A 15,520-nucleotide genomic window follows, 5' to 3' on the forward strand; every position below is an offset into this window, starting at 1 on the left:
GGAGGATCGGTCGCGCCGCCTCCCCCCCCCGCGGCGTACTGGTTGCCCTCCCCGGCAAGCCCGCTAGTTGAGCCCTCCTGTCGATTTCCCGCACTATCTCTCACGCTCCAACTCGCTGTTCCGGTTGGCCGAGCGTGAACCGACGTGCATTGGGCGATGTGCTCGCCCGGGTGGTTGCGTGCTATCGCTCGCTTTTGCTCTGCGAGACGCATCCCAATGCCAACCTGAATGGACGCAGAGTTGAAGGTTCGCTTTCTGATCGGAGCTCAAGGTCCGGTGGTGGCGCATCTCGGATAGCGCGCCCGACTTTTTTCCTGGGCTAAAAAATATGCGTGAAGGCCGACTTGGGGTTGGGGGCGAGCTACAGGTCGTTGGGTGGGTCTGAGGCAGCATGTCGGTAGAAGTCGTGTGGTCAGACGTGCCAACTTTCAGACACTTGGGAGGGCGTGAATGGGCGCGATTTCGTCGATGTGCCTCCTCGGGTGTCAGTACCGCGTGTGCCGCTCCTTGCTACCTCATGCTGTCGATTGCGCGCGTTCCTCGATGCACCGAAGCCAGGTGTCGGCGAGGCTTTTGAGCATGTCCATCAGGTCGGATGGCCACCAGGGTGTTCTGATTGATCTGGGCGACGTCGCCGGGCAGCGCGTCCAGGACTCGGCGCGAGGGGGTGGGACGGTTGCGCTTATGCGGCGGCCTGTTCTTGAGCGACACGCGCCTTGGCATCCGTCAGTATGGTGTCAGCCGTTGGCGCAGCGGATCTGACTAGCTCGTACGAAGAATCATTGAGAGCCGCGGGCTGTAGCCCAGCGAGGTAGTCGGCCGCGCGAGCCCTGCGCGGCAGCGTGGCTGAGCGCGCGGGAGTCGGCGCGCAGCAGCGGCGCCCATGAGGCGCAGTAGGCAGCGTGGTCAGGGTGGGGCGTGCGCGCGAGTCGGAGGTCGGCCAGCACGAAGGCGGCGCCGAGCTCGGCCACGAGCTCCTCGGTAGCGTAGGCGCGGGCTCCGAACCGGCCCGTGAGGTCGCGGGCGAGGCGGTGGGGAGCGCCGGTCCAGTGGATGAGTTCGTGGGCGAGCGTGCCGGCGTAGCCTGTACCCGTGTGGAAGGCCGCACCGGGAGGTAGATGAATCGTGTCTGTGGCCGGGATGTAGCAAGCGCGGATGCCACCTTCGAGGATTGTCGCGCAGGTGGCCGCGACGAAGGCGTCGAAGGCTGGCAGCGGCTCGGGTTGCGACGTGACCGTAGCGATGTCCGCAGTCGGCGGGGCGGCGTCGACCTGGGCGGCGTTAAAGACGTGGGCGGCGCTGGCGACGAAGGGTGCACCGTCTGGCGGGTCGCTGTCGCCGGTCTCGGCGCGGGCGCGGCGTGGCAGGTCCTTGTAGAACAGCACCAGCGTTCCGCGTTCAGTCCGACGGACCTGGGCTCCGAGCGCCGCCCACTGTCGGTAGGTCGCCCAGCGCGCATCGGCGTAGCCATGGGCCTGCGCCGCGCACCACAGCGCCAGCACGTTGATGCCGCGGTAGCGGCGCCCTGTGCGGGCGTTGTGGGGCAGCGGGGCGGCGCCGTCCCAGGGCGGGGCCCACGAAGCGGGGCCAGCGGTCTCAAGCTGCTCCAGGATGGCGGCGGCGATGCGTTCATGCAGGTCGTTGGGCATCGGTGCTGCTCCGGGACCCCACGTGGGGCGGCAGTCTGGGTTCCCGGTGCGGCAGCTGTTCTTCACCAATGTGTCTGCCGAGTTTTCCGTTGGGACACTCGCAGCCTGCCCCAGTCTCGGTCCAAGGTTGTGGCGCCTTTGGTCCGTCTCGTTCTGGATCTTGGTGAACGTTTGAGGGAGACCGGCTTGCCTCTAGGGCAAGGCTTTGCCGGTGAGGGCAAAGCATCGCATCATCCCGAAGGAAGTGGATCTCGGAGCCACGCCGTCGGTCGACCGGCGGATCGAAGTGCAACCTTGTGACAGGCAGGCCGGGGCTGCGCGATCGGCCTTTACGCACCGCTTCCCGTCAGCTTGGACGGCCAGCGCTAACGGACCCCGTTGCTCGATCCGCATACATCGGGGTCGTTCCAGAGGTTTGGGGCTACCCGTTCCCTCTGTCCTGCAGCTCACTCTAGGAAACTTGAGCTGCTTGCTGCCGATGCCCTTCGGCTAGTCCACCCGGCGTTCCCCATCCCGCCTGGCTAGCGGTGGAGGCTCGGAGCTCATAGGGAGCGTGGCTCTTTCCCTAAGCCGGGTAGGAGCTCTGCCCTACGTTCTGCAGTTGGAGGAGCGTTTCAGCACTTCAGAGATCGCGATCGGTGGGTATTGCTATGAAGTCCAAGTCAGCAGTGGGCCTTGGAGCGTCCGCTTCCAGTCGGCTTGATGAACTGACTTATATGACCGGGTTGGGTGGTTTTCGGCCTGTCAGTTTTGGGGTGCGCGAATTGAGAAAGCGGACGCATGTTTCGAAGACACCGTGAGGTGGCTCGCAGCGAGCCGCAAGCCTCCGCTCTTCTCATGACGCGGCCAGCAAGGCCTCCGGCTTCCCGCGGCGGAAGCCCGCGCCGGGATGGCTTTCCTTGAGAAGCGGCCCCCTGCCCGGGAATAGCTTTTCGCGCAGCGTGCCCTCCGCATACTGAGTCTTGAAAGCGCCACGCGTTTGGAGTTCCGGCACGACGAGGTCGACGAAAGCTTCCAGGGTTTCCGGCGCTACTGCGCGGGTCAGGTTGAAGCCGTCGGCGTCGGTGGCCTCGGCCCAGGCGACGAGTTCGTCGGCGACTTCCGAGGGCGCGCCGACGATGAAGGGCGCCCGGGCCCCTCGCGGGCCGAACGCGGCGAAGTCCGCCCGGGTGAAGGGCCGCTCGACGGCCTGCGTCAGGGTCTCCACCAGGGACTGCATGGCGTTCGTTTGGACATAGGCGAGGCCCTCTTCGGGCCCCAGGGTCGAGAGGTCGATGCCGGTCCAACCCGAGACCAAGGCGAGCTGGCCCTCGACGTCGATATAGCGCGCATACTCGTCGCGTAAGGACAGGGCCTCGGCGCGGGTCGGCGCCACGATCACCGTGGCGCCGAGGAACATGCGAATGTCGTAAGGGTCACGCCCGGCGGCGCGGGCCGCCTCGCGCAGGTCGCGCACGGCCTTGGCGGCGAGCGGCTTCGTCTGGCCGTTGAGGAACACGGCCTCGGCGTGGCGCCCCGCGAAGAGCTTGCCCCGCCGGGAGGTGCCCGCCTGGTAGAGCACTGGCGTGCGCTGGGGCGAGGGCTCGGCGAGGTGGCGGCCGTCGACGCGGTAGTAAGGACCGTCGTGCCGGATGCGGTGGACCCGTCCTGGATCGGTGAAGACGCCGCCGGCCCGGTCGCGCCGCACGGCGCCCGTCTCCCAGCTGCCCTCCCACAGCTTGTAGGCAGCCTCCAGAAAGTCGTCTCCCGCCTCGTAGCGGGTGTCGTGCGCCCGGGCCGTGTCCTGGCCCATGCCGCGGGCGCCGCTCTCGAGATAGCCGGTGACGATGTTCCAGCCGACCCGGCCGCCGGTGAGGTGGTCGAGGGTCGTGATCCGGCGGGCGAAGGGATAGGGATGCTCGTAGGTCAGGTTGACGGTGACGCCGAAACCGAGATGACGCGTCGCCTGCGCCATGGCGGGCACCAGCAGGAACGGATCCAGATTGGGCGCCTGCGCGGCCCGCGCCAGGGCCGCGTCGGCGTTGCCGCCGTAGACGTCGTATTGCCCGAGCACGTCGGCGAGGAAAATTCCGTCGAAGAGGCCGCGCTCGGCGGTGCGCGCCAGATCGACCCAATAGTCGAGGCTGTTATAGGCGCTGCCGGTGTCGCGCGGATGCCGCCACAGGCCGGCCCAGGTATGGCCCGGCGAGGCCATCTGGAAGGCGTTCAGCCGCAGTTCTCGGCGCGTCGTCATCGGAGGATCCGTCCGCAGGGTGGGAAGGTCAGGGTATTGGTCCCGTCCCTCCGGTCAACAAGAACGTTCTTTTTCTCAAGGCCTTTGCAGGAGCAGGATCGTTCATCCATAGATGATCGAAGAGATATGCGTCCCAAACTGGTATGATATCACGATATTCTCGGCATGAAGACTTGAGTTTTGAGCGATAATCCCGGATTCCATCGGCTGCCGCCGCGTCTGGTCTGCTGGTTCGGACGCGGCTCAGGACGGGATTGCAGGATCATGTCGCAAACGGATGCGGGCTGGGGTGCCGGCCCGAGCGCTCGCTACGAGGACCTCGCCGCACGCTTCCGACCGGCCTTCGCCGAGATCCGTGCGACCGCCGTGGCCCGGGACGGCGAACGCCGGTTGCCGCATGCCGAGATCGGCTTGCTTAAGGAGGCGGGCTTCACCACCCTTCGGCTACCGGAAGCGGCGGGCGGGCACGGGGCGAGCCTGCCCGAACTGTTCAACCTGCTGATCGAGCTCTCGCAGGGGGATTCCAACGTCACCAACGCGTTGCGTGCGCATTTCGGGTTCACCGAGGACGTGCTGTGCTCGACCTCGCCCGAATGGCGGGCGCGCTGGACCGCGCGGATCGCCGCGGGCCAGACTGTCGGCAGCGGTGTCTCGGAGACCGGTGAGGCCAAGGTCGGCCAGTTCGACACCATCCTCCGCCGGCACGGGGCCGAGCGGGTCGTCGACGGCCGGAAGTTCTACACGACCGGCTCGCTCTTCGCAGACTGGATCCACCTCTCGGCCCAGGACGAGGACGGCGCGCCGGTGGTCGCGGCGGTCTCGACCCAGGCCCCGGGCGTCGAGATCGTCGACGACTGGGACGGGTTCGGGCAGGCGCTGACCGCGAGCGGCACCGCGCATTTCACCGGGGTCGTGGTCGAGCCCGACTGGATCAAGCCGGACCCCGCGCGCTTCCCCTACGCCATGGCGTTCTTCCAGCTCGTCCACCTCGCCACCCTCGCCGGCATCGGCCGGGCCGCTGCCGAGGACGTCGCCCGGCTGGTGGCCGAACGCCGGCGCGTCTACAGCCATGGCAATGCCGGGCGCAGCGGCGACGACCCGCAGATCCAGGCGGTGGTCGGCCGCGTCCGGGGCAACGCCTACGCGGCCGGCGCCATCGTGCTGAAGGCGGCCGAGGCGGTGCAGCGGGTGTTCGAGGCCCGCCGCGACGGGGCCGATCCGACGGCCCCGACCGCGCTCGCCGACGTCGAGGTCAACCAGGCGGTCACAGTTGTGACGAACCTCGTGCTGGAGGCGACCACCGGCCTGTTCGACGCGCTCGGCGCCTCGGCGGTGAAGGAGGGCCTGGGCCTCGACCGGTACTGGCGCAACGCCCGCACTATCGCCTCGCACAATCCGCGGATCTACCGCGACCGCATCGTCGGGGCCTTCGCGGTCAACGGCACCGCGCCGCCGCGCGAGTACCGCGTCGGTTCGGCCTGACGGACGCCCGCCATGCCGGCCCGCTCCGACCGCATGCGCCTCGGCGCCTTCCTGTATCCCGGCGGGCACCACGTCGCGGCCTGGCGCCATTCGTCCGCTCAGGCGGATGCCGGCGTCAACGCGACGCATTATCGCCACATCGCGCGAACCGCGGAGGCGGCGAAGTTCGACCTGATCTTCCTCGCCGACGGCGTCGCCGTCCGGGGCGAGGACATCGACGCCTTGAGCCGAACGGCGATCCGCTACGTCGGGCAGTTCGAGCCCCTGACGCTGCTATCCCACCTCGCGGCGGTGACCGAGCGGATCGGCCTCGTGGCCACCGCCTCCACCACCTACAACGAGCCGTTCCACGTCGCCCGCAAGTTCGCCTCCCTCGACCATCTCAGCGAGGGCCGGGCCGGCTGGAACCTCGTGACCTCGGCCGATCCGCGCGAAGCCTGGAACTTCAGCCGCGAGAGCCACCTCGCCCATGCCCACCGCTACGCCCGGGCGGAGGAATTCGTCGACGTGGTCCGGGGCCTGTGGGATTCCTACGCGGACGACGCCTTCGTGCGCGACCGGGACTCGGGCCGGTTCTTCGACCCGGACCGGCTGCACCTCCTCGCCCACGAGGGCGCGCACTTCTCGGTGCGCGGACCCCTCAACGTGCCGCGCCCGCCGCAGGGCCACCCGGTGGTGGTGCAGGCGGGCTCCTCCGAGGCCGGCAAGGCGCTGGCCGCCCGCACCGCCGAAATCGTCTTCACCGCGCAAGAGACCCTGGCGGACGCGACCACCTTCTACGCCGACGTGAAGGGCCGCATGGCCGGCTTCGGGCGCGACCCCGACCATTGTAAGATCATGCCCGGCGCCTTCCCGGTCGTCGGGCGCACGGAGGGCGAGGCTCAGGACCGCTACGGGGAACTGCAGGATCTCATCCACCCCATAGTCGGCCGCTCGCTGCTCGAACAGCTCGCCGGCGCCGACCTGTCGGCCTATCCGGATGACGCCCCGGTGCCCGACCTGCCCGAGACCGAGGGCGGCAAGAGCCGGCAGGCCCTGATGCTGACGCTGGCGAGGCGCGACGGGCTGACCATCCGCGATCTCTACCTGCGCATCGCCGGCGCCCGCGGGCACTGGACCCTGGTCGGCACCCCGGGCCGGATCGCCGACGCGCTGCAAGAGCGTTTCGAGGCCCACGGCGCGGACGGCTTTAACATCATGCCGCCGACCCTGCCCGGCGGCCTCGACGATTTCGCCACCCTGGTGATCCCCGAGCTCCAGCGCCGCGGCCTGTTCCGCACGGACTACGAGGGCCGCACCCTGCGCGAAAACCTCGGATTGCCGCGCCCGCCCCATCGCCACCCCGCCGCCGCGATCCGGGTGCCGGCCGCCCCGTGATTCCTGCCTCCTCCCCGCACCAGGACCCTGAGCCCATGACGATCCGCCAGCGGCGCCGCCACGCCTCGCCCACCCGCCGCACTCTCCTCGCCCTCGCCTGCGCGGCCCTCCTGCCGTTGGCCGCGGCCCGGCGGAGCGAGGCCGCCGAGGTGACGGAGGTCCGCCTCGACTGGGCGACCTACAACCCGGTCAGCCTCGTCCTGAAGGAGAAGGGCTTCCTCGAATCCGCCCTGAAGGAGCGGGGAATCGCCGTGCGCTGGACGCAGTCGCTCGGCTCGAACAAGGCACTGGAGTTCCTGAACGGCGGGGCCATCGATTTCGGCTCCTCGGCCGGAGCGGCTGCCCTGCTGGCGCGTCTCAACGGCAATCCGGTCAAGGCGATCTACGCCTACTCGCAGCCGGAATGGACCGCCCTGGTAACCAATAAGGACAGCGGCATCCGGACGCCGGCCGACCTCAAGGGCAAGCGGATCGCGGTGACGCGGGGCACCGATCCGCACATCTTCCTCATCCGCGCCCTGCAGGGCGCCGGGCTCACCGAGAAGGACGCCAAGCTCGTCCTGCTCCAGCATGCCGACGGCCGCACGGCCCTGGAGCGCGGCGATGTCGACGCCTGGGCCGGCCTCGACCCGATGATGGCGGCCTCGGAAATCGAGGGCGGCACCCGCCTGTTCTTCCGGGACCCGGCCGCCAACACCTGGGGCGTCCTCGACGTGCGCGAGGATTTCGCCAAGGCCCATCCGGACCTCGTGAAGGTCGTCATCGCCGCCTACGAGCAGGCGCGCACCTACGCGATCGCCAACCCGGAGGCCGTGACGCGCGCCCTCGTCGCCGCGACGAAGCTGCCCGAACCCGTGATCGCCCGCCAGCTCGCCCGCACCGACCTGACCCGGCCCGAGATCGGCCGGGTCCAGGCCGAGAGCATCCGGGCGGCGGGCCTCGCATTGCAGCAGGCCGGCGTGATCCCGGCGGAGACAGACGTGGCCGCGGCCGTCGACGAGCTTATCGATCCCCGCTTCACCGCCGGGTCCGAGCGGTGAGCGCGGGAACCGCGTCCCCGCTCCTCGCGTCCGGCGCGGGAGGCGACGGCGCCGCTCCTGCAACGGCAGGGCTGAACCCTTCCTGGCGACGGGGGGCCGGGCGCACCAGCGGCCGGCTCATCCTCGGAATCCTGATCCCCCTGGCCCTCGCCCTGGGCTGGGAACTCGCCATCCGGTCCGGCCTCGCCCAGGGGCGGCTGCTACCGCCGCCGAGCCGGGTCCTCGGGACGCTACTGGCGCTGGCCCAGTCCGGGGACCTCCGCCTGCACGTCCAGGCGACGCTGCTGCGCGTCGCGCTCGGCTTCGCGGCCGGCGCCGGGGCGGGCATCCTCGTGGGCGCCCTTACCGGCACGCTCCCGCTCGCCCGGCACCTCCTCGACCCCAGCCTGCAGGCCCTGCGGGCGGTGCCTTCGCTCGCCTGGGTGCCGCTCTTCATCCTCTGGCTCGGCATCCTCGAGACGCCGAAGGTGGTGCTGATCGCCGTCGGGGTGTTCTTCCCGGTCTATGTCGGGGTCTCCGGCGCGATCGCATCGGTGGATCGCAAGCTCGTGGAGGTCGGGCGCATCTTCCGCCTGTCGCGCTTCGCGCTCGCCCGCCGCATCCTCCTGCCCGCAGTGCTGCCCGGCACCCTGGTGGCGCTCCGCACCGGCCTCGGGCTCGGCTTCCTGTTCGTGGTCGCGGCCGAGCTGATGGGGGCTTCGGAGGGGCTCGGCTACCTCCTGGTGGACGGCCAGCAATTCGGGAAGCCGGACCAGATCCTGGCGGCCATCCTGGCCTTTGCGGGTCTGGGCAAGCTCGCCGACGGCCTCCTCGTCCTGGCGACCCGCCCGCTGCTGCGCTGGCAGGATGTCAGCCGCGGCGTCCTCTAGGACCGGCCCCGCCGAAACCATGGCTTCGGACACAGAGCGATGCTGACGATCCAGGACCTCTCGAAGACCTACGCGGACGGGACGCAGGCGCTCTCCGGCCTGACCCTCTCCCTCGCGCCGGGCGAGATCGTCGCCGTGGTCGGCGGCTCGGGCTGCGGCAAGACCACCCTCCTGCGCCTTGTGGCGGGCCTCGACGTCGCGACGGCGGGCCTGATCCGGCTCGACGGCACCACTCTCGACGGTCCGCATCCCGGCCTCGGCCTGGTCTTCCAGGAGCCGCGCCTGCTGCCCTGGCTCAGCATCGCCGAGAATGTCGGCTTCGGTCTCGCGCACCGGCCGGCGGCCGAGCGCCGGACCCGCGTCGCCCGGGCCCTCGCCCGCGTCGGCCTCGCCGACCATGCAGGGCGCTGGCCGCGCGCGCTTTCCGGCGGCCAGCAGCAGCGCGTGTCCATCGCCCGGGCCTTCGTGGCCGACCCCCGGGTTCTCCTGCTGGACGAGCCCTTCTCGGCCCTCGACGCCGTCACGCGCGAGGACCTGCACCGCCACCTGCTGGCCCTCTGGGCCGAGACCCGCCCGACTATCCTCCTCGTCACCCACGACGTCGCCGAAGCCGCCGCCCTAGCGGACCGCGTCGTGGTCATGCGGCCCCATCCCGGCCGCATCCACGAGACGATTGCGATCGACGCGCCCCGTTCCGGGGATGCGGCGGACCATCTGCGGACCTCACAGGTCCTGCGCGCCCTGCTGGACGCGTCCCTCGCCCCACCCGCGGGCCGGGCGGCCCTCGCCGTCTGAGGGGCCTGCGGCCCGGACGCCATCGGCGCGTCCGGGCTCGCGCGTCTTTACCAGCTCGTGAGCACCGCTCCGCCGAAGGTCGTCTCCACGAAAGCCTTGGTCTCCGGCGTGCGGTAGCTCTCCACCAGGGCCTTGACCCAGGGCTTGTCCTTGTCCGCCTCGCGCACCGCCAGCATGTTGACGTAGGGGCCCTTCGGCTCCTCCTTGAGGAGTGCATCGGAGGGCTTGAGGCCGGCGGGCGTCGCGTAGTTGGTGTTGACCGCCGCGGCGTCCACGTCGTCGAGGGCGCGGGGCGTTTGGGCCGCATCCACCTCGATGAAGCGGAGCTTGCGAGGATTCTCGACGATGTCGGCCACCGTCGGCTTGAACCCGGTGCCGGGGGCCAGCTTGATCACGCCCTTGTCCTGCAGGAGGAGCAGCGAGCGCCCGCCATTGGTCGGGTCGTTCTGGATCGCCACGGTGCCGCCGTTCGGCACCGCGTCGAAGCTCCTGTGGCGCTTCGAATAGATGCCGAGGGGGAAATTCACCGTCAGGCCGACGCCGGTGATGCGGTAGCCCCGGTCGGCCTTCTGATTGTCGAGGAAGGGCTGATTCTGGAACGAGTTCGCCTCGATCTCACCCGCCGAGAGCGCCTCGTTCGGCACGACGTAGTCGGAGAACTCGATGATCTGGAGATCGAGCCCGTTCTTCGCCGCGATCGGCTTCACCGCCTCGAGGATCTGCGCGTGCGGCCCCGGCGTCGCCCCGATGCGGACCCGCGTCAGGGGCTCGGCCCGCGCTGGCCCCGGAGGGAGCTGGGTAGAGGCGGCGAGGAGGGCGGCAAGGGTCAAGGCGCGCAGCATGGCGGATCGTCCGGGTTCGGGAGTGGGAGGGCGGGACAGGAGAGAGGCGCGTCAGACCGGGCGGATGCGCCGGTTCAGACGCCGGGCCAGGCCTTCGCCGACGGTCTGCACCGCCTGGACGAGGACCACGAGGACGACGACCACGGCCAGCATCATCTCGGGCCGGAAGCGCTGGTAGCCATAGCGGATGCCGAGGTCGCCGAGCCCTCCGCCGCCGACGGCGCCGACCATGGCGGAGAAGCCGAGAAGGGAGACCACCGCCAGGGTCAGGCCCGACACGATGCCGGGCAGCGCCTCGGGAATCAGCACCTTAACGACGATCTGCCCCGGGCTCGCCCCGAAGGCCCGGGCCGCCTCCACGAGGCCCGGATCGACCTCCCGGATCGCCGCCTCGATCAGGCGCGCCAGGAAGGGCGTCGCCGCCACCGTGAGCGGGACCGTCGCGGCGAAGGTCCCGATTGAGGTGCCGGCGATGAGCCGGGTGAAGGGGATGATCGCCACCACTAGAATGATGAAGGGCGTCGAGCGGGTCGCGTTGACGACGAAGCCCAGCACCGCGTTCGCGATCGGCGCGGCGAAGAGTTCGCCCTGCCGGCTCGTCGCCAGGAAGATCCCCAGCGGCAGGCCGAACAGGGTTCCGAGGGAGGCGGCGAGCGCCACCATCGTGAGGGTGTCGCCGGTGGCCTGGACGAGGAGGCGGATCAGTTCAGGCGACACGGGACGCCTCCTGGGCCGGCGGCAGGTATCCCAGGACCTGACTGTTGATGCCGTGCTGCGCGAGGTAGGCCCGCGCTCGTGCCGCCACGTCGGGTGCCGGCGGCAGCCCGATCGCCAGGGAGCCGTACGGACGCCCACCGATCTCGTCCACGGTGCCGGCCAGGATCGCGGCCTCAATGCCGGTGTCGCGGGCGAGCCGCGCCAGGATCGCGGTGCCGTTCGGGGCGTCCTCGAAGGCGATGCGCAGCACGACCGTCGCGCCCGGGCGTGGGCCGGCTCCGATCCGCGCCGCCAGCGCTTGGGGCAGCCCATGGCCCATTTCTCCCGCGAGGAGAGAGCGCGTGATCTCGGCCCGCGGTCGGGTGAAGACGTCGAAGGCCGAGCCCTCCTCGACGATCGCGCCGTTCTCGATCACAGCGACACGGTCGGCCACGGCGCGGATCACCGACATCTCGTGGGTGATGAGCACGATGGTGAGGCTGAGCTCCCGGTTGATGCGCGCGAGGAGCGCCAGGATCGACCGGGTGGTCTCGGGGTCCAGGGCCGAGGTCGCCTCGTCGGAGAGCAGCACTTCCGGCCGGGTCGCCAGGGCTCGGGCGATGCCGACGCGCTGCTTCTGCCCGCCCGACAGCTCGGCGGGATAGCGCCCCGCCTGATCCGCGAGCCCCACGAGATCGAGCAACTCGGCGACCCGCGTCCGGATCGCGGCCGGCGCCCAGCCGGCGATCTCCAGGGGCAGCGCGACGTTGCCGGCGGCATCCCGCGACGAGAGCAGGTTGAAGTGCTGGAAGATCATTCCGACCCGGGCCCGCAGGGCGCGCAGCTCCCGCGGGCGCAGGGCCGATACCTCGGCATCCCCGACCCAGACGCGGCCCGCACTGGGCTGCTCCAGGCCGTTGATCAGGCGGATCAGGGTCGACTTGCCGGCGCCGGAGCGCCCGATGATGCCCAAAATCGACCCGGCCGGAACCGCGAGGTCGATGCCCTCCAGGGCAGCGACCGCTTTCCCGTTGCGCCGGGTCGCGTAGGTCTTCGAGACGGATTCGAAGCGGATCACCGATTCGGCGGGGTTGCTGGTCGACGGCATGGACGGGGATGATCCTCGGCCCGGTCGCGCGCTTGCCGATCTCAAGATACGGAAGACGAGAGCAGGTCTCTTGAAGCAGAGAAGGCTGCTATATTTATCTGCGCCCGATGTGCCCCCAGTCAATGAAAGCATAGACCAAACTGCGGCGTCGACGAGGATGAAGGCCGTCGTGACGGCCGGGCGCGCGAGAAGGTTCTCCCTCGATGCTGTAGATGAGCCCGCCGAGCGTGCGACGCCCGCGTTTTCATCCTCTTGAGGCTTGCTCTCGGGACTTGGGCGCGATCTTTCGTGGGGTCATTCTGGCTATTCCGCCAGATACGAAAACAATCGTCCTAAAAACCATCGAAATTCGAAAATCCCTTTCCTTGCGAAATCTTGGGAGTTTTTCGTACATCATCGGCACGGGATCGTGATCGTGCGGCGACGTCGTCGGCGATGTGCGATCCGGGCCGTGCAGACCGTCGGGTGCACGGCGGGCGACACTTCTCCGGAGACGATCCATGACCGACGACACGCCGCGCGGGGATGCCCCCTCGCGCCGGACGATCCTGCGCGCCGGCCTCGGGGCCGCCGCGCTGGCACCTCTCGGGATGCCGGCGGTCCGGGCCGCCGAGCGGACGGTCCGCCTGAGCTACCAGCGCTCCTCGACCCTGCTCACCATCCTTAAGGCCAAGGGCACCCTGGACGAGCGCCTGAAGCCCCTGGGCTTCGCGCCGTCCTGGCACCTCTTCACCAGCGTGATCGAGCCGATGAACGCCGGGGCCGTCGACCTCCACGCGGACGTCGCGGACGCGGTGCCGATCTTCACCCAGGCGGCGAATGCGCCGCTCACCTTCTATGCCCGCGAGGTCGGTTCCCCCGCGGCCGAGGCCATCATCGTTCCCGATGAATCGCCGATCCGCTCCATCGCCGACCTGAAGGGTCGCACCGTCGGCGTCTCGCGCGGCTCGGGCTGCCACTTCATCCTCGCAGCCGCCCTCAAGCGGGCGGGCCTCGCCTTTTCCGACATCAAGCCGGCCTATCTCCAGGCACCGGAGGGGCTGGCGGCCTTCGGCCAGGGCAGCCTCGACGCCTGGGTGATCTGGGACCCGTTCCTCGCCATCGCCCAGGCCAAGCGGCCGGTGCGGGTGTTGGCCGACGCGACCGGCCTATCGAGCTATCACCGCTACTACCTCGCCAACGACCGCTTCGTGGCCGAGAACCCGCAGGTGGTCGGGATCGTCTACGACGCGCTCCGGCAGGCGGGCCGCTGGGTCAAGGCCGAGCCGGATGCGGCGGTAGCGCTCCTCGCGCCGATCTGGGGCGACCTCTCCCCCGAGGTGGTCGCCACGGTGAACCGGCGCCGGACCTACGACGTCACCCCGGTGGTGCGGTCCGAGCTCGGCGAGCAGCAGGCCATCGCCGACACCTTCCGTGAGGCCAGGCTAATTCCGCGCGACCTCGACGCGACCGCGGTGAATACCTGGCAGCCGCCGGCGGAGCGGGGCTGAGCGCATGACCCATCCAATCCGCTTCGGAATATGGGCGGCCGTCCACGGCTCCCGCGCCTCCCACCATGATCCGGACGAGCCGGACGACGCCAGCTGGGACCGCAACCGCGCCCTGGTGCTGGAGGCCGAAGCTCTCGGCTTCGACGCCGTTCTGGTCGCCCAGCACACCGCCAATCCCTACGACGACGGGCGCGACCAGCTCGAAGCCTGGACCGCCTCGGCGGCGCTGGCTGCGCTGACGCAGCGCATCGAGATCATCGCCGCGATCAAGCCCGGGCTTTACCACCCCGTGGTGCTGGCCAAGATGGCCCTGCAGATCGAGCACATCGCCCGGGGGCGGTTTGCCCTGAACCTCGTGAATGCCTGGAACCGGGCCGAATTTGAGCGGGCGGGACTACCCTTTCCCGCCCACGACGCGCGCTACGCCTACGGCGCCGAGTGGATCGGCCTCGTCGACCGACTGATGCGAGGCGAGCGCGTCACCCATGCGGGCTCGCACTTCCAGGTGACGGATTACCAGCTGCGCCCGGCCGGCAGCTTCCGGCCGCGCCCGACGATCTATCTCGGTGGTGAATCCGAGCCGGCCCGCACCCTCGCGGCGGAGCAGGCCGACGTCTGGTTCATCAATGGCCAGCCCCTCGCGGACGTGGCGGCGCTGATCGCCGACGTGGCCCGTCGGCCCGCCGTCAACGGCCCCCTGCGCTACGGACTCTCGGCCTTCGTCATCGCTCGTGAGACCGATGTGGAGGCGGAGCGCGAGCACGCGCGCCTACTGGGCCTGGCCGACCGCGACGCGGAGCTGCGCGCCGACACCCGGGCGCGCACCGATGCGGCCAGCGTGATGTTCGCCAAGACCGACGCGGCGGCCTCCCGCCACGTCGGGACCAATGGCGGCACGGCGGCCGGTCTCGTCGGCAGCTACGAAACCGTCGCTTCCCGTATCCGTGCCTTCCACAGGGCCGGCATCGAGCTCTTCATGCTGCAGTTCCAGCCATTCGAGGCCGAGATGCGGCGCTTCGCCTTAGAGGTCCTGCCACGGGTGCGCTGAGGTTCAGGTGCGGGCGACGAACCGCTGGTAGACGGCCATGCCCACCAGCATGGCGGCGACGAAGACCACCACGGGCAGCGCTCCCGTCGACAGGGCCGCCACGGCGGGGCCGGGGCATAGACCTGATAGACCCCAGCCAATTCCAAATAGGGCTGCGCCGCCGATCAATGGCCGGTCAATCCGGCGGTTCGTCGGCAGCTCGAAGGCGACTGTCAGCGCCGGGCGCGGCAGGCGCCGGGCGAGAGCGTAGCCAGGCCCGGCGACGCTCACCGCGCCGCCGAGCACGAAGGCGAGGGTTGGGTCCCAGGCCTGTCGCCTGTCGAAGGCGCCGGTCACGTCCAGGAAGCCCTGGACCCGGGCCGGGTCGAGCATCCCCGAGAGCGACAGGCCGAAGCCGAAGTTTAGTCCGGCGGCGAGGGCCACGAGCAGGCGGAGCGGCGCGCTCATGCCAGGCCCCGCAGTAGCGCCACGGTGAGCATGCCGGACCCCAGGAAGGTCAGGACCGCCGCCAGCGAGCGCGGCGAGAGCCGGACGAGGCCGGCGACGCCGTGGCCGCTGGTGCAGCCCGAGCCGAGGCGGGTGCCGAACCCGACGAGGAAGCCGGCGACGGCGAGCACCGGCAGGGAGGCGACGAAGCGCATCGCCGGCCAGGCCCCGGTGGCGAGGGCGAAGACCGGCGGGCCAGCGATGAGCCCGGCGACGAAGGCGGCGTCAACCCACCGGCGGAGACCGCGATCCCGGCCGAGGCCGGCTACGAGGCCGCTGATCCCAGCGATGCGCCCGTTGAGGAGCATCAGGAGCGCGACCGACAGGCCGATCAGCGCGCCGCCCGCGAACCCGGACGCATAGGTGTTCATGGGAATCGTCCGTGCTCCGCCACCGTATGTCGCC

14 protein-coding genes are annotated in these 15,520 nt (G+C 70.1%); 7 read left to right on the plus strand and 7 right to left on the minus strand.

The annotated features are described in order from the left end of the window. Positions 1-779: 779 nt before the first annotated feature. Together ASF18_RS01620 and ASF18_RS01625 are read right to left on the minus strand one after the other, a co-directional pair. Complete coding sequence (locus ASF18_RS01620; RefSeq protein WP_156649545.1) at positions 780-1,649, minus strand: zincin-like metallopeptidase domain-containing protein; 870 nt, start codon at positions 1,647-1,649, stop codon at positions 780-782. Positions 1,650-2,484: 835 nt separating this feature from the next. Beyond that, entirely contained in the window at positions 2,485-3,882 is a 1,398-nt protein-coding gene (locus tag ASF18_RS01625) for an LLM class flavin-dependent oxidoreductase (RefSeq protein WP_056348737.1), read from the minus strand. Positions 3,883-4,146: 264 nt separating this feature from the next. Here ASF18_RS01625 and ASF18_RS01630 point away from each other — a divergent pair, with 264 nt between their 5' ends. From ASF18_RS01630 to ASF18_RS01650, 5 genes are all read left to right on the plus strand, one after another. Then, positions 4,147-5,364, plus strand: coding sequence for an acyl-CoA dehydrogenase family protein (locus ASF18_RS01630; protein WP_056348740.1), 1,218 nt, complete (start codon positions 4,147-4,149; stop codon positions 5,362-5,364). A 12-nt stretch (positions 5,365-5,376) separates the two neighbouring features. After that, positions 5,377-6,741, plus strand: coding sequence for an LLM class flavin-dependent oxidoreductase (locus ASF18_RS01635; RefSeq protein ID WP_056348745.1), 1,365 nt, complete (start codon positions 5,377-5,379; stop codon positions 6,739-6,741). A gap of 35 nt (positions 6,742-6,776) precedes the next feature. Then, a complete protein-coding gene (locus ASF18_RS01640; protein ID WP_082486915.1) occupies positions 6,777-7,781 on the plus strand; it encodes an aliphatic sulfonate ABC transporter substrate-binding protein in 1,005 nt (334 codons plus the stop codon). A gap of 71 nt (positions 7,782-7,852) precedes the next feature. Continuing rightward, positions 7,853-8,650, plus strand: coding sequence for an ABC transporter permease (locus tag ASF18_RS01645; protein WP_056349283.1), 798 nt, complete (start codon positions 7,853-7,855; stop codon positions 8,648-8,650). Positions 8,651-8,689: 39 nt separating this feature from the next. Further along, positions 8,690-9,445, plus strand: coding sequence for an ABC transporter ATP-binding protein (locus ASF18_RS01650; protein WP_056348748.1), 756 nt, complete (start codon positions 8,690-8,692; stop codon positions 9,443-9,445). Positions 9,446-9,492: 47 nt separating this feature from the next. Here the strand turns inward: ASF18_RS01650 and ASF18_RS01655 are convergent, their stop codons facing one another. The 3 genes from ASF18_RS01655 to ASF18_RS01665 are packed head-to-tail and all read right to left on the minus strand — an operon-like array spanning position 9,493 to position 12,091. Continuing rightward, positions 9,493-10,287, minus strand: a complete 795-nt coding sequence (locus tag ASF18_RS01655) for a MetQ/NlpA family ABC transporter substrate-binding protein (protein ID WP_056348752.1) — start codon at positions 10,285-10,287, stop codon at positions 9,493-9,495. 51 nt (positions 10,288-10,338) lie between these two features. Continuing rightward, positions 10,339-11,004, minus strand: a complete 666-nt coding sequence (locus tag ASF18_RS01660; protein ID WP_056348755.1) for a methionine ABC transporter permease — start codon at positions 11,002-11,004, stop codon at positions 10,339-10,341. Further along, positions 10,994-12,091 carry an ATP-binding cassette domain-containing protein gene (locus ASF18_RS01665; protein ID WP_056348758.1) on the minus strand — a complete coding sequence of 366 codons (1,098 nt, stop codon included), beginning with the start codon at positions 12,089-12,091 and terminating at the stop codon, positions 10,994-10,996. The genes ASF18_RS01660 and ASF18_RS01665 overlap by 11 nt, the downstream gene beginning before the upstream one ends. Positions 12,092-12,591: 500 nt before the next feature. On the opposite strand from ASF18_RS01665, the gene ASF18_RS01670 reads away from it, so the two are divergent. Further along, the gene (locus ASF18_RS01670; protein WP_082486918.1) at positions 12,592-13,581 is read left to right on the plus strand and encodes an ABC transporter substrate-binding protein; all 990 of its coding nucleotides are present in this window, start codon (positions 12,592-12,594) and stop codon (positions 13,579-13,581) included. A 4-nt stretch (positions 13,582-13,585) separates the two neighbouring features. After that, positions 13,586-14,629: an LLM class flavin-dependent oxidoreductase gene (locus tag ASF18_RS01675; protein ID WP_056348761.1), complete on the plus strand. Its 1,044-nt coding sequence runs from the start codon at positions 13,586-13,588 to the stop codon at positions 14,627-14,629. Positions 14,630-14,632: 3 nt separating this feature from the next. Here the strand turns inward: ASF18_RS01675 and ASF18_RS01680 are convergent, their stop codons facing one another. Beyond that, complete coding sequence (locus ASF18_RS01680; RefSeq protein ID WP_056348763.1) at positions 14,633-15,076, minus strand: YeeE/YedE family protein; 444 nt, start codon at positions 15,074-15,076, stop codon at positions 14,633-14,635. Continuing rightward, positions 15,073-15,486: a hypothetical protein gene (locus ASF18_RS01685; protein WP_056348766.1), complete on the minus strand. Its 414-nt coding sequence runs from the start codon at positions 15,484-15,486 to the stop codon at positions 15,073-15,075. The genes ASF18_RS01680 and ASF18_RS01685 overlap by 4 nt, the downstream gene beginning before the upstream one ends. Between the last annotated feature and the right edge of the window lie 34 nt (positions 15,487-15,520).

This window comes from Methylobacterium sp. Leaf89, assembly GCF_001422215.1.
Lineage (GTDB): Bacteria > Pseudomonadota > Alphaproteobacteria > Rhizobiales > Beijerinckiaceae > Methylobacterium.

Bases quoted from the DNA above. Each gene is read 5' to 3' on its own strand.
- ASF18_RS01675 (WP_056348761.1), top strand. From the start codon at position 13,586: ATGACCCATCCAATCCGCTTCGGAATATGGGCGGCCGTCCACGGCTCC.
- ASF18_RS01635 (WP_056348745.1), top strand. From the start codon at position 5,377: ATGCCGGCCCGCTCCGACCGCATGCGCCTCGGCGCCTTCCTGTATCCC.
- ASF18_RS01685 (WP_056348766.1), bottom strand. From the start codon at position 15,486: ATGAACACCTATGCGTCCGGGTTCGCGGGCGGCGCGCTGATCGGCCTG.
- ASF18_RS01640 (WP_082486915.1), top strand. From the start codon at position 6,777: ATGACGATCCGCCAGCGGCGCCGCCACGCCTCGCCCACCCGCCGCACT.
- ASF18_RS01670 (WP_082486918.1), top strand. From the start codon at position 12,592: ATGACCGACGACACGCCGCGCGGGGATGCCCCCTCGCGCCGGACGATC.
- ASF18_RS01650 (WP_056348748.1), top strand. From the start codon at position 8,690: ATGCTGACGATCCAGGACCTCTCGAAGACCTACGCGGACGGGACGCAG.
- ASF18_RS01655 (WP_056348752.1), bottom strand. From the start codon at position 10,287: ATGCTGCGCGCCTTGACCCTTGCCGCCCTCCTCGCCGCCTCTACCCAG.
- ASF18_RS01665 (WP_056348758.1), bottom strand. From the start codon at position 12,091: ATGCCGTCGACCAGCAACCCCGCCGAATCGGTGATCCGCTTCGAATCC.
- ASF18_RS01630 (WP_056348740.1), top strand. From the start codon at position 4,147: ATGTCGCAAACGGATGCGGGCTGGGGTGCCGGCCCGAGCGCTCGCTAC.
- ASF18_RS01680 (WP_056348763.1), bottom strand. From the start codon at position 15,076: ATGAGCGCGCCGCTCCGCCTGCTCGTGGCCCTCGCCGCCGGACTAAAC.
- ASF18_RS01620 (WP_156649545.1), bottom strand. From the start codon at position 1,649: ATGCCCAACGACCTGCATGAACGCATCGCCGCCGCCATCCTGGAGCAG.
- ASF18_RS01625 (WP_056348737.1), bottom strand. From the start codon at position 3,882: ATGACGACGCGCCGAGAACTGCGGCTGAACGCCTTCCAGATGGCCTCG.